This is a genomic window from Lutimaribacter pacificus (assembly GCF_900142185.1).
GTDB classification, from domain to species: domain Bacteria; phylum Pseudomonadota; class Alphaproteobacteria; order Rhodobacterales; family Rhodobacteraceae; genus Lutimaribacter; species Lutimaribacter pacificus.
Genome location: NZ_FQZZ01000013.1, coordinates 59,966 through 73,316, shown reverse-complemented (window position 1 = coordinate 73,316; position 13,351 = coordinate 59,966). Strand labels below are relative to the sequence as shown.

Sequence of the window (13,351 nt, the reverse complement as noted above, 5' to 3'; positions counted from 1 at the left end):
GTCGATGCCATCCGTGGTGATATCCAGCTTGCCAGGCGGCTGGACGAACATCACCTGCCAAACTGGCGCGACGATGCCGAGTTCTCGGACATGATTCAGACACTCATCGCGGCAATGCCCCTCGAGAAGAAATCCAATCTGAAGGTCAAGTCGCTCAAGCAAATACTTGGAATGACCGGCGGGGTGACCTCGCGCATCTTCGCCCTGATCAAGGATCTTTCCATCGACGCCATTGTCACGGGAGAGGAATGTATCACCGATGACGCAGTCGCCAAATGGACGCCGGTTTGGTCCCGCCATGCGAACGCCCATCGGCGGCTCGAGAAGTCCGGGGTGTGACGCCGCGCCCGCTGCCGAAGACTGTCGCGCCGCTGCCAGACGAGCTGTTGTCAGGTTGGTTGTCTCGGCTGGCTGCGGCCAACTATTGTGATGACGCGGAACTGCTGGCTCATATCAAAATCGATACCACGCATGGCACCGCCTTGGACTTCAAAGTCGACGCGGCTGCGGTGGAGAAGATTGCAAACGCCGCGCGTGTCGACGCCGATATCGTGCGATCTTTGACCTTTCCAGCAATGACGCAACGAGAAGCCTCGCTGACGGCCCAGATGCCATTCCAGCATTGCCTGCAATGCTCCAGAAAGGGCCTTTCGCTCAGGCATTGGAGGCGGGCCTGGGCATTCGACTGTCAGATTTGCGGGACGAGACTTGTGCAGACCGTTGGCAAGCCCGGTGGCGAACAAATATCCGAAAAACTGATATATCGAGCGCGCCGCGGGGCAGGGATGCTTGAGTGCGCCGCACGATCACGCTGCCACAGGAAATTTCGTCGAGCAATGCGTGCAGTCACCTTTGCCATGTCACTGAAGACCTTCCGCGGGGATCCGTCATTCGCACTTCAGAATCCCAGACCGGAAGTGAGGCTATTTTGCCTCGCCGCGCTCGCTGCCGTTCAATCTCGTCCCTTGGCCAAAGCAGCGATAGTCAGCTCCGGCATCAACGACCATGCAAGGATCGCTCTATTGCGCGCCTTCGAGAGGGAGCCTCGATTGCTTGCGGCGGTTGATCGCATCGCGCAAAGCCGGGCGGAAAGCGTAGGCGCGATGGCAGTCGGATCTCGCAATTAAGGGCAAAGATCGACGCTAAACGCGCCGCATCTCAGATTTAAGGGCAACGCGACAGCAGTGCCATGTAAGCCCGGGTTTCGGACTATACCTCCTGAATTTTCCAGTTTCAGGATAGTTGCGCCACACAAAGTGAGGCAGAACCGATTAAAGGGCTACGCGACACGTAGATTTTTTTTGCCTGCTTGCCGGTCTCGGGACCCAGCACCTCATCTACATCATCGCGCGCAAAAGGTGCGCGCGCGAATGTCCGATGCTCTTCGCTTGAACGCGTCTCAAACCGGCGGGCTGGCCCGGTCACCTTCAAATCCATGCCGATGTCTGGTCTACGGCCCGGGCAGGATTCCGGCCGCGAGCCCGATGAGCAGCGTGGCAAGCACGGTGACCACGACTGTTCCTTGGGTCAGAACTGCGCCCACCTCTGACGGGTGCTCTGTCGAAGAAGTTCGATACATCGGCACCATCAACCGCAGGTAAACTCCAAGTGCCAGCACCGAGTTCAGGACGCCGATGATCGCAAGCCACAGATACCCGGCCTCGACCGCTGCCGAGAGCAGGTAAAATTTGCCCACGAAGCCGAAGAGCGGCGGGATGCCGGTCAGTGACAGCAGGAACACCACCATCGCCGCGCCGAGCCACGGACGGGTGCGCCCGAAGCCTTCGAGATCGCCCAGATCGCGCCCGGCCAGCAGGACAACCGCAAAGGCACCGAGGTTCATCGCCACGTAAGCGGCGGCAAAGACCAGAATGCCCGGAACGGCAAAGCCGCTGGCCCCGAGGGCCACGACGCCCATCAGGAAATATCCCGACTGTGCCACCGAGGAATAGGCGATCAGGCGCACAAGGTTGGTCTGCACCAGTGCGGCGAGGTAGCCATAGGTCATTGTCGCCGCCGCGATCACGGCCAGCGCCAGAGGCCAGCCACCGTCACGGGGCAGGTCGCGCAGGACCTGCGCGAACGCGAAAAAGGCGGCCGCCTTGGTGATGACGGACAGGTAGGCCGCGATCGACACGGGCGCCCCCTGATAAGCGTCCGGTGCCCAGAAATGAAACGGCACCAGCGATCCCTTGTAGCCCAGACCGACGATGATGGCGATCAACCCGGCGATGGTCACAAGTGTCTGGCCCTGCAACTGGCCCAGCTCCGAGAACAGGGTCGAGCCGGTGCCGCCGAACCAGAAGGTCAGCCCGTAGATCATCACCGATCCGGTGACCGCGCCGAAGACGAGGTATTTCATCGCTGCCTCGGTGGCCGCATCGTCGCGCGGCCAGGCCACAAGCGCGAAAGAGCCCAGTCCGGTCAGCACAACACCGATCACCACCACCATCATGTCGCCAGCCCCCGACAGCATCAGCGCGCCAAGGGTCACGAGCACGACGAGGGATTGAACGCTGCCTTCGCGCGGGCGACCGGTGATTTCGGCCCGGACGAGCAGCAGGGACAGAGCGGTGCCGGGCAGCAGGATCAGCTTGGCCCAGCCCGAAATCAGGTCTATCCGGTAAGTGCCGCCGAAGACGGTGGCGTCAACGCTCAGCATCGGCAGTGTCAGCAGGGTGGCCGCCGCAAGCCCGGCCAGACCGATGGCCAGCACCAGCCGCGCCGCGCGGAACATCTCGGCGACGATCATCAGCATCGCCGCGGCGGCAAGCGTAAGCTCCGGCGCCAGAAGGGCAAGATCGCGGCCCATCTCCATCAGTTGCCGAGGCCCGTCATGGTGGTGTGGATCATGTCAATCAGCCAGCCGGGTGCGACACCGATCAGAACGGTCAGGACGAGAAGCGGCAGGACCACCAGCTTTTCGCGCCGGTCCAGATCGGGCATGTCGGCCCATTTGTCGTTCATCTCGCCCAGAAACACGCCCGCGATGGCCCGCAGATACAGCGCCGCCGTGACAACGATGGCGAGGATCGCGATCAACCCCCAGGGCATGCCGTTCAGCGTGGCAAGGAAAATCTGGAACTCGGCCGGGAAGTGCGCCAGGCCCGGCAATCCGAGAGAGGCGAAAGCCGACAGGATGAAGGCCCAGCCAAGCCACGGCACACGGCCCAGCAGCCCGCCGAAATCGCCGATTCCGCGGGTATGGGCCCGGTCCTGCAACATGCCCACAAGGAAGAAGAGGGCGCCCGTGACCAGCCCGTGGCTGACCATCTGGAGGGTCGCGCCATCCAAAGCTATGGTCCGGATGCGCGGCTCTGTCGCCAGTGCAGCAATGGCGACGCCCATCACCACGTACCCCATGTGGTTAACGGACGTGTAGGCGATCATCTTCTTTAGGTCGCTCTGCGCCAGTGCCGCGAAGGCCCCGTAAAGCGCGCTGACCACCCCGAAGGCGAGGATCACCTGTCCGGCCTGCGCGAAGGCCTCGGGCGTCATCTGGTAGGCAAAGCGCATCAGCCCGTATGTGCCGAATTTCAGCATCACGCCGGCGAGGATCACGCTGCCCGCCGTGGGCGCCTGCACATGCGCCGCCGGAAGCCAGGTGTGGACCGGGAAGGCCGGGATCTTGACCGCGAAGGTCACGAGCATTGCAATCAGCGCCAGCATGGCGGGAAGCCCGCCCAGTGTGGTACCTTCGACCCAGACACGCATGTCGAAGGTACCTGAGCCGAGGTAAAGCCCGATGATCGCCAGCAGGAGGGGCAACGAGCCCACAAGCGTATAGAGGAAGAACATGAGCGCAGCCCGTTGCCGCTCTTCATAGCCCCAGCCTGCGATCATGAAATACATGCCCACCAGTGAGACCTCGAAGAAGACATAGAAGAGCAGGCCGTCAAGCGCCATGAAGGTGCCGAGCGACGCGGTTTCCAGCATCAGCATCAGCACCACATAGGAGGCCGCCCGCTCCCCGATCCGCGCCGAATACAACGCCGACAGAAGAAACAGAAGCGAGGTCAGCAGCACAAGCGGCAGGCTCAACCCGTCCACGCCCAGTCGGTAGGCTGCGCCAATGGCCGGGATCCAGGCGATTTCCTCGACCTGGGCAAAATCTCCGGCCACGATGCCCCGCGCCCAGATCCCCAGCGTGATGAGGAAGACGGCCCCCGTCGCGGCGATGGACACCGTGTGTGCCTTTTTCGTGGAGCGGTCGGGCAGCGCCATAAGCGCGAGACCGGCAAGGATGGGCAGGAAGGTGGCAATGGTCAGAAGCGGCATGAGCGCGATCCTCAGAAGAAAAGCGGGGCGGCGAGGAGTACGCCGGTGACAAGGGCGATTCCGGCGACGGTCATCGCCATTTCGCGGTGGATAAGGCCGCTTTGCAGGCGGCGGGCGCGGGTGCCGAGGGCGATTGTGCGATCGACAAGGCCAAAGATCGCACGATCGATGGTGTCGCGGTCAAAACGCAGGCTGGCCAGCCCGAGGGACAGGTTGAGCCTGCCCACCGCGTTGACCAGCGCCAGAAGACTGTCTTCGGCGCGTTCGATCCGGCGTGACAATGCTTGTGTACCTGCGACGATGCCGCCCAGCACGACACGGCGGATGATCCAGGCATCCAGGCGGTCGCAGAGCCGTGCCAGGGCCAGCGTCGGGCGGACCACGAGGGCGTCCATGCCACCTGCGAGCGGGAAGCCGTTTCGTGCTGGCGCAAGCAGCGGACCCAGAAGGCGGGCGGGGGCCAGCAGCCAGCCAAGCGCCAGCCCGGCCAGACCCACCGCCAGCCCCATGGCCGGGACGATCCAGCCGGGCTCGGCCAGATGCGCGCCCAGCATCGCCTCCAGCGGTTTGAAAGCGAAGCCCAGAGTCGCGGCGAGTATCACGAGAACGCCCATGCCGACGGCCATGAGCGGCACCTTATCGCGGGGCTTCTCCGGCGTGCCGGACCACAGCACCTTCAATGCCCGGCCCATATAAGCCCCGGTCAGCACCGACCCAGCAAGGGCCAGCGGCAGAAACCACGCGGCAGAGGGGCTATCGAGAGCCGCGGCGAGGATTGCGTCCTTGGAATAGAAGGCGGCGAGCGGTGGCAGCCCGGCCAGCGCCAGCGCGGCCAGTGCAAAGCCCGCAAAAATGCCGGGCCGGGCGCGGCCCGCGCCGGCAAGCGTGTCCAGATCGGTGCTCTCGCGGTCGTGCTGAAAGACGCCTGCGCCGAGAAAGAGCGCCGATTTGATCGCGGCATGCGCGATCAGATGCAAAAGCGCGGCAACGGGCGCGCCGGCCCCCACCGCGATCAGCATCAGCCCGTACTGGCTGGCGGTCGAGGCGGCGAGCAGACGCTTGAGGTCTGTTGCGGCCAGTGCCATCAGCCCGGCAATCACCGCCGTCGCCCCGCCGACAATCCCGATGGCCAGAAGCGCGCCGCCGGGCAGCATCGGCGCGGTCCGGATCAGCAGGATCGCCCCCGCCGCCACCAGCGTGGCCGAGTGGAGCAGGGCAGACACCGGCGTTGGCCCCGCCATCGCCCGCATCAGCCAGTCCTGCATCGGCACCTGCGCCGACTTCCCCATCGCCGCAAACAAGAGCAGCAGCCCTGCGATCAGCGCCGGGGTGCCGGTGGTGGAAAGCGTGGCCGAAATCTCGGAGGTTCCGGCGATACCGATCAGCAGGAAGGCCGCGAGGTAGAGGCCCAGATCGGCCGTCCGGGTATAGAGGAATGCCCGCATGGCCGCTCCGGGCACGCCCTTTCGCCTATGCCAGAAGCCGATCAGAAGGTAGGAGGCAAAACCAATCATCTCCCACGCGGCCAGCAGGGTGATCCAGTCCCCCGACAGCACCAGAAGCTGCATCGCGGCCACGAACATCAGCATGGTGCCGAAAAAGCGGGGGCGCTCGGGGTCATGGGACATGTAACCCGCCGCATAGGTCAGGACCATCGCCGCGACGGTCGCGACGACCAGCGCCAGCGTTGCCGTCAGCGGGTTGGCCACCAGCCGGATCGGCAGGTCCGGCAGGAAGGGCAGACTGGCCGTGACATCCGCACCGCCCGCCACCCCGGCCAACAGAGCAATCGCCCCGGCAAGGCCCAAGGCCGCACCGGTCAGCGCAATCGCCTCGGGCATGCGCCGGAGCGCAAGTGTCGTCAGGCCCGCGCCCAAAGGCGCGAGGATCGTCAGCGAAAGCCAGATCACCCCCTGAGCTCCCGCGCTTCTTCCATCTCGACCGACCCGCGCGAGCGGAACCGGGCGATGGCGATGCCGAAACCCACGGCCATCTCGACCGCCATCACCGCCATGACGATCAGCACGAACATCTTCGCCGCTGTCACATCGGGGTGCAGATAGCGCCAGAACGCCACGAGATTGAGCAGTGCCGCGGCAAGGATCAACTCGACCCCCATGATGATCATCACAAGGTTGGTCTGGCTGAGCGCACCATAGAGGCCAACGCCGAAAAGCGCCGCACCGACGCTGAGCGCGATCATGAGTTCCGGGATCATTGGCTATCCTTTTCTTGCGGGGCGATCGCGACCATGGTCGCCGCGATCATCGCGGTCAGGATCATCAGCGCCGCGCTTTCAAAAATGAACATGGAGCGGCCCAGCAGTTCGCGGCCCAGCAAGCGCGCCTGTTCATCGGCCCCGGGCACGTCGGGCACGGGGCCTTGCCAGCCGGCGGTCCAGATCACCACCAGTGCGGCGACCAAGCCAATCCCGCCCGCCCAGAGCGACAGGCGTTTCTGGTGCGTCATGTCCATCTTGCCCATGCCGCCGGGGTCCATCATGAACATGACCATGAAAATCGCCATGACGCTCATCTCCGTGGCCATCATCATGATCTGGAGCACGCCCAGAAATTCGGCCTGCATGACAAGGAACATCGCCCCGATGGCGGTCTGACTGAACAGGAGCGCAATGGCCGAACGCACCATCGAATGTGTGCGAAAGACGACCACCCCGAACCAGATCGCGGCGGTGCCGAAAAAGGCGAGAAACAGAGCGGTGGCAAGGCTCATATCGGCACCACGAGGGCGATGACGCCCACAAGGAAGATATTGGCCAGCGCCAGGGTGATGCCGAGCTTCCAGCTCAGTTCCAGATACTTCGCCTCGCGCAGGCGCGGCAGGCGCGGCCCGAGCATCAGCATCGCGGCCGCTACACCAAGTGTCTTGAGCGCAGTCCAGGCCCAGCCCGGCAGCCACGGTCCAAGCCAGCCGCCGAGGTAGAAGGTAACGGTCGCGCTGGCCAGTGCGACGATGATCACAAGCCGCGCCAGTCGCAGGACGGCCAGCCGCGCGCCGGTGTATTCGGCCTCGACTCCACCCGCCAGATCGCCGCCGCCGGTGGGCAGGTCGATGGGCGGCAGCCAGGCGACACCCATCGCCGCGATGACGAACAGGACGAAGCCGATGGGCTGATAGGCGACGTTCCACAAGGCCGCCTGCGACAGGACGATCTGCGTGGTGGAGAGCGACTCGGCCCGCATCGCAACTGCCGTTATGGGCATCACGATCAGCATGGCATAGGCGACGAACTGGCCCAGAAAGCGCCAGCCGCCGATCATCCCGTAGGCCCCGTTCGGCCCCCAGCCGGCCATGATAAGCGCAACCAGCACGTAAGCCAGCGCGGCGTTCAGAAACAACGCGCCGATGGCCAGATCGGTGATGATCAGCCCCGGTGCCAGTGGGATAACGGCGACTGACAACAGGCCCGCGACCAGCAAGAGGACCGGGCCAGCCTCGAAAAACAGCCTGTCAGATGTGCGCGGCAGGATCTGTTCGCGGCCCAGCAGCGCTAGCGCCGAGGTCGCCGGCCGTGTGAGGCTGAGGCGTCCATGGACGGCCCAGCCTTCCAGAACGGCCACGGCGTAGCAGCCGATCGCGAGAGCGAGGATAATCACCGCGATGCTCATTGGGTCGCGCTCCAGGGATCGAGATCGAGCGAGGCGATTGCGGTCAGTGCGTCGGCAAGTTCCATCTGCTTTATCAGGTCGGGCACATGCGCGGCGAGGTCGGAGAACGGCGTCTTCAGATGGGCCGAGGCGACTGTACCGCCCTTTAATGTCAGGTGCAGCGTTGCGGGTCCGCGCGGTGTTTCCAACGTTGCCGTGCCGTGGCCGTCGCCTGTTGCACGCGGCATCTCTGGCATCGCGGTCGCGCCCGCCGCCGATATCAGGTCAAGGCTTTGCCCGATTTCTGCGCAGCGCTGGCGGAGCCGCGCCATGGCGTCGCCTTCATCCTGCGTGATCGGTTCGAAACCTAATTCGTCGTAGACCCCGTCGCCGTGTCTGGCATCGGACGCATGGTCCGCCGCACGTGCCACAGGACCTTCCGATGCTCCCTGAAGCGTCCCGATCCCGGTCAGTTTTGGTCCCATAAGTGATCGGTTGAGTGCACCGTACAGAAGGCTCGTTATAGAAGTTGCTTGCTCTGCCACCTCATCCGCTTTAGCCGTCCGGACGCGGTGTTCCATGGCCGCCGCCCGGCGCCCCAGCGGTGCAAGGCCCGCTTGTCGAGCCAACCCGGCCAGCCAGTTGAGATGGCTTGCAATCCGTTCGCGTTCCACTGCTGCGGCGCGGGCGGCCAGAGTGTCCTTGGGTGCAGTTTGTCCGGTAGCCTTCTCGGCAGCACGGCAAGCCAGTTCGCGCATTGCCACCGGCGACAAGGGCACCGCGTCCGCAAGATGATCAGCGAAGTCTTCGAGAGCAACGCCTGATGGCAGCGCCGCCATCTTCATCCCTCTGACCGCGGTGCCCGCGACGCTGTCTCCATCGAGGGTCAGGTCCAGGTGCAGACCGCCCGGAAGACCCGGGAAGAAGGGGCCAAAGGGCGCGTCTATCCATTCCATGACCAATCCGTCGGGGCTGACCGGTTTGCCTTCGGTGAGTTCGACCATTGACATGAAATGCGGTTCGATCCCCGGGATGTCTGGCGCCGCGCCGTGGCCTGTGTGGCCATGATGCGCGCCATGCGCATCCTGCTGTTCGTGGGCGCCATGCGCGGCGTGCTCTCCTTGGCCCTCTTGCGCTGGCATGTCCTTGTGGTGCTTGTGACCGCCATGTCCACCATGCGCATGCTTTCCGGCCTCGGCCTGCTGGACGAGGTCCATGCCACACTTGGGGCAGGAACCCGGTGTGTCGGAGGCGACATCCGGGTGCATGGGGCAGGTGTAGGGGCCTGTCGGCTCCGTGGCCGGTTCGGCGTGATGGCCGTGGCCGTGGTCCGCATGTTTCCCGGCCTCGGCCTGCGGGACGAGGTCCATGCCGCACTTAGGGCAGGACCCGGGTGTGTCGGAAGTCACCTCCGGGTGCATCGGGCAGATGTAGGGGCCTTTCGGCTCTGCGGCCGGTTCGGCGTGATGGCCATGTTCGTGATGCGCGTGTTCCCCGGCCTCGGCCTGCGGGACGAGGTCCATGCCGCATTTCGGGCAGGAGCCGGGCGTGTCAGAGGTGACCTCCGGGTGCATGGGGCAGGTATAGGGGCCTGTCGGCTCCGTGGCCGGTTCGGCGTGATGGCCGTGGTGCACGTGCTCTCCGGCCTCGGCCTGCGGGACGAGGTCCATGCCGCATTTTGGACAGGAACCGGGCGTGTCCGAGGTCACTTCCGGGTGCATCGGGCAAACATAGGAGGCGGACGTCTCGGCGCTTGTCACAGCATCCGACTGATGATGGGCCTTTTCTGCTTGCGTGGAAACCGCGGACGATTTTTCATGGCCCTCATGGCCCTCATGGCCCTCATGGCCCTCATGGCCCTCATGGCCCTCATGGCCCTCATGGCCCTCATGGCCCTCATGGCCCTCATGGCCCTCATGGCCCTCATGGCCCTCATGGCCCTCATGGCCGTGCGACGCCGCGCCGGAAACGCGGCGTTCCACAAGGAACATCCCGCATTTCGGGCATTTGCCGGGTTCGTCCGAAATGACTTCCGGATGCATGGGGCAGGTGTATTCGATCCGCTCCGACAGGGCAGGCGCATCAAATTCCGCGATGTCTGGTGCAAAAGCCCCATTGCAGAGCAGTTTGCGCAGATCCTCCAGTCCGGAGATCAGGCCCGCCTGCGACATCTCCGCCGTCACGTCGGCAGTGGGCAGAGGGCCAAGATCGGCCTCACCAAGCGCGAGAATGCACCGGGGTCGCGGCATCTGGGCCCAGACGACGCTGGCCGCATCGGCCAGCGCAGTGGGCAAGGGCCCCGCGATCAGCAAGACGTTCGCGTGGCGCGGCGTCACCGCGCGGATCAGCCCTGCGGCGTCCAGATCGAGACCAAGCGCATTCGCGACGTCCTCTCCAGGCACCACGAACGCGCGCAAATCCCGCGCCATGGCCCCGGCGACCAACCCGCGGAAACCGCGCAACAGACCCTGACGTGCCCCGGACAAATCCATCATTGCCGCCTCAGCGCGCCCTGGCTCCATCCATAGAGCAGGCCGAGAAACAGGATCGCGAGAAAAACGCCCATGTCGAGCAGGGCGACCAGCCCCTCTTCGCGGTAAACGACCGCCCAAGGGTACATGAAGGCCATCTCCATATCGAAGGCCAGAAACAGGAGCGCATAGCCGTAATACTTGGCGTGGTATCGGACCCAGACCGGATCGCGCGCCAAAGTGCCGGCGGTTGCGGGCACATCCTTGGCCGGTTCCGCCCGCGCCCGCCCGATCGCACGGGCGAGGGCATAGAGGCTCAGGACCAGCCCGACCGTGCCAAGCGTCAGGCCGAGCAGAATGGCGTATTGCGTCAGTTCACTCATGTCCGCCCTGGCTCCTGTCGTGCTTGGCCGGTTTTTCCCGTTCGGGTGCTGCGCCCCAATCAGGTGCGCGCCGTCCGTTTTTGACCACGTTTAGTCGAAGACGCCCAAAAAGAAAAACGATTACAAGAAATTTCTTCTCGAAGCTGAAGATGTTACGCGAGACGTCGAGACTGTGAAAAACATTGTGCTATTGTCTTCCGCAACCATTCAGATAAATTTCAATGGCGCGATGGATTGCCGACTTCAAAATCATTGATATTGGAATTTCGCCTTGGAATGGATAGGTTCATGGTATCTGCCCATGGCGACATGTTTGATGACTGCGCCTGCCGGGTTGGATCGGACTTTCTATGCAAGGGCGGCGTGCAACCATGTCGGAAACTAAAAACCATATCGCAAAGGGCAGCGGCGCCGGTCAGCCCGGCCTTGAAGCAACTCTGTCGGTGAACAGAAACGCGTTTTTGGGCTTCCTAGTCAAACGGCTGGGAAACCGAGCCGATGCTGAGGACGTGCTGCAGGAATTTTGCATCCGCGTTCTGGCACGTAAGGATCAGCTGCGCGAGGCGGACCGCATGGATGCCTGGCTTTACGCGGTGTTGCGGTCAGCGCTAAATGATCACTATCGCAAGTCGGGACGGTCCAGGCGTCTAAAGGAGGCTGTTGCACTGGAGGCTCAGTCTGCCGTTGTCACGGATGACCCGGTCGAAGATATGGACGTGATCTGCAACTGCGTCAAAGGGTTGGTCACCGAACTGCGCCCGGGTGATGCAGACCTGATCCGCCGAATTGACATCGACGACGAGGATCGCGGCATTGTGGCAGCTGACCTCGGGCTCAAGTCCGGGACATTGAATGTGCGTCTCCACCGCGCCCGCGCTGCTTTTGGTGACGCGTTGATGGCCCACTGCGGCCCTTGTTGCCGTCATGGCTTTGACGATTGTTCCTGTCCGCCGGACGGCTGCGAGCATCCGGTTGAAGAGACCGATTGCGAGGACCAACACACCGCGTCTTGAGGCGATTTTGTAATGCTGCGCTTCAAACGGCGTCTTCATGCAGAAGCCGCTCGGGAGGATCGTATGCCCACGGAACCGGCAGATGCGCAGGCAGTCGCAGACTTGATATCGGATGTGTTCTGCGAGTGTCGAAGCACTGTTCAAGCCGATGTTTGAAGGTTGTCGGGCGAGTTGTTTCTGAAAGTCGATGTCGAAGGGCGAAGCCTTCGGTCTGCGGCAGACGCGGTCGGGCTCAGCACAGGTGACGCCAAAACAGTTCTTTTTCTGTTCCGCCGCCAGATGGCCAGTGCTTTGGTAGCGTCAGTCCTCACAGTACCGGCGTCGGACGCAGATCAAACACGCGGGGAAGGGAGGGGAAAGAGGACCCATTGAGTGGTCGGCTCACGGACCGCACCCCAATGTGTGTAACGAAAGGACAGAGCCGGCGTCTACCCTTATGAACCGCGCAATCAGCGTTCATCAGTAAGGAAGACAGACATGTTCGGACCTCTCATTCTGGTTGGTATCCTCGTTTCGGTTTTGCTCGCCAGCAGAATAGTCGAAGCACATCGTGACGGCATTGTTGTCGAAGAAGCGCTCGTGGCCATCCCTGTAAAAAGCCCTCAAGACAGGAACCGACGCTAGGCGCAAGGCAGGGAAGGCCGCCCGCAGACCACATGACGCCACAGTGACCAAACCAACCAACACAGTCTAAGCCCGCAAGACGAAGCGCAATAATCAATGACCGACCAGACAGCCCGCCCTGCCATTCACGCGCCGGTACCATGGCAGCGTCCCGGAAGCCCTGACGTTCAGCCTACGACGACCCCTTGGACAGGCCGGTAAAAAATACAGAGAATCGCCGTTGTGATTCCGTAGAGCGCGCCATTTACTTGTCGGATTTAGGCAAACAGTTCAGGACATTCACGGGCGCACTTATTTGTCAGGATGATGTAGACCAGATGCAGCGTCGCAAGTCCTGCCAGCAGGCAGAAGAAAGAGATGTAGGCATATTGCAGGAAAGCAATATCGACCACGATCACCGCCACCAGCGTCAAGGCGAAATGGCGCACATGTTTGTAGTGCGACAGGGCCGGCGGCAGGGTGATGAGGGTCACGTAGATCGTGTTGGTCAACCACCGCGGCATCATGAAATCGAGCCACATGGATTTTTCATAGGCCAGCGACTGGTTGTTGATCTCTACCACAACCATGTCGCTGTTGAGCCCGTGCGGGATGTATAGCAGCAGGCCGAAGGCCAGTCCGATCAGCGCCATGAGGCGGAACAATCGCTTGCGCGGACTGTCGTCCGGCTCCAGCACATAAACCGAGAAGGGAACCCATATCGGCCACATGAACCACGTGAAGAAGATGAACCCCATTGCCCCCCACAAGACCGTCAGGGGATCATTTCCGTTCATGCCAACCCACACGAAACCCTCAGTGAATTGCTGAAGACCTGCGAAAAGCGGCATCAATGCAAGCGGGAGATAGCGTTTGTTGCGCTGGAAGGCCACGATTGAAATGGCGGCCCCACCCCCGACAAGGAAAACGCTTGCAGCAAAACTGACTTGGGCCGACAGGCACATGGCATTTTCCTTTTCAGGCCTACTCTCTGT

Annotated in this window: 12 protein-coding genes and 1 pseudogene; 4 read left to right on the top strand and 9 right to left on the bottom strand. The window is 62.9% G+C overall.

All coding sequences use genetic code 11. The annotated features are described in order from the left end of the window. Together F3H87_RS20325 and F3H87_RS20320 are read left to right on the top strand one after the other, a co-directional pair. Positions 1–339: pseudogene (locus tag F3H87_RS20325) on the top strand (TniB family NTP-binding protein); the annotation flags it as partial. Beyond that, positions 336–1,127, top strand: coding sequence for a TniQ family protein (locus F3H87_RS20320; RefSeq protein ID WP_149789484.1), 792 nt, complete (start codon positions 336–338; stop codon positions 1,125–1,127). The pseudogene F3H87_RS20325 and the gene F3H87_RS20320, both read left to right, overlap by 4 nt. A gap of 323 nt (positions 1,128–1,450) precedes the next feature. Here F3H87_RS20320 and F3H87_RS20310 read toward each other — a convergent pair whose 3' ends face one another. Genes F3H87_RS20310 through F3H87_RS20270 form a run of 8 tightly spaced genes read right to left on the bottom strand, consistent with a single transcriptional unit; the run spans position 1,451 to position 10,740 of the window. Next, the gene (locus F3H87_RS20310; protein WP_223228155.1) at positions 1,451–2,818 is read right to left on the bottom strand and encodes an NADH-quinone oxidoreductase subunit N; all 1,368 of its coding nucleotides are present in this window, start codon (positions 2,816–2,818) and stop codon (positions 1,451–1,453) included. After that, complete coding sequence (locus tag F3H87_RS20305; protein ID WP_149789483.1) at positions 2,818–4,278, bottom strand: complex I subunit 4 family protein; 1,461 nt, start codon at positions 4,276–4,278, stop codon at positions 2,818–2,820. Before F3H87_RS20305 ends, F3H87_RS20310 begins: the two co-directional genes overlap by 1 nt. An 11-nt stretch (positions 4,279–4,289) precedes the next feature. Then, the gene (locus F3H87_RS20300) at positions 4,290–6,188 is read right to left on the bottom strand and encodes an NADH-quinone oxidoreductase subunit 5 family protein (RefSeq protein ID WP_149789482.1); all 1,899 of its coding nucleotides are present in this window, start codon (positions 6,186–6,188) and stop codon (positions 4,290–4,292) included. Then, positions 6,185–6,496 carry an NADH-quinone oxidoreductase subunit NuoK gene (gene nuoK / locus F3H87_RS20295; protein WP_088665110.1) on the bottom strand — a complete coding sequence of 104 codons (312 nt, stop codon included), beginning with the start codon at positions 6,494–6,496 and terminating at the stop codon, positions 6,185–6,187. The genes F3H87_RS20300 and nuoK overlap by 4 nt, the downstream gene beginning before the upstream one ends. Continuing rightward, positions 6,493–7,011: an NADH-quinone oxidoreductase subunit J family protein gene (locus F3H87_RS20290; RefSeq protein ID WP_017469393.1), complete on the bottom strand. Its 519-nt coding sequence runs from the start codon at positions 7,009–7,011 to the stop codon at positions 6,493–6,495. Before F3H87_RS20290 ends, nuoK begins: the two co-directional genes overlap by 4 nt. Continuing rightward, on the bottom strand, positions 7,008–7,907 hold the full coding sequence (locus F3H87_RS20285; protein WP_088665111.1) for a complex I subunit 1/NuoH family protein: 900 nt from the start codon (positions 7,905–7,907) through the stop codon (positions 7,008–7,010). The genes F3H87_RS20290 and F3H87_RS20285 overlap by 4 nt, the downstream gene beginning before the upstream one ends. After that, a complete protein-coding gene (locus F3H87_RS22050; protein WP_223228154.1) occupies positions 7,904–10,381 on the bottom strand; it encodes a heavy metal-binding domain-containing protein in 2,478 nt (825 codons plus the stop codon). Before F3H87_RS22050 ends, F3H87_RS20285 begins: the two co-directional genes overlap by 4 nt. Further along, positions 10,378–10,740, bottom strand: a complete 363-nt coding sequence (locus F3H87_RS20270) for an NADH-quinone oxidoreductase subunit A (protein ID WP_017468394.1) — start codon at positions 10,738–10,740, stop codon at positions 10,378–10,380. Before F3H87_RS20270 ends, F3H87_RS22050 begins: the two co-directional genes overlap by 4 nt. A 371-nt stretch (positions 10,741–11,111) precedes the next feature. On the opposite strand from F3H87_RS20270, the gene F3H87_RS20265 reads away from it, so the two are divergent. After that, entirely contained in the window at positions 11,112–11,753 is a 642-nt protein-coding gene (locus F3H87_RS20265; RefSeq protein ID WP_149789481.1) for an RNA polymerase sigma factor, read from the top strand. Positions 11,754–12,230: 477 nt separating this feature from the next. After that, positions 12,231–12,377: a hypothetical protein gene (locus F3H87_RS22045; RefSeq protein WP_162163041.1), complete on the top strand. Its 147-nt coding sequence runs from the start codon at positions 12,231–12,233 to the stop codon at positions 12,375–12,377. 257 nt (positions 12,378–12,634) lie between these two features. Here the strand turns inward: F3H87_RS22045 and F3H87_RS20260 are convergent, their stop codons facing one another. Beyond that, positions 12,635–13,321, bottom strand: coding sequence for a DUF6629 family protein (locus tag F3H87_RS20260; protein ID WP_043847429.1), 687 nt, complete (start codon positions 13,319–13,321; stop codon positions 12,635–12,637). Positions 13,322–13,351 lie beyond the last annotated feature (30 nt).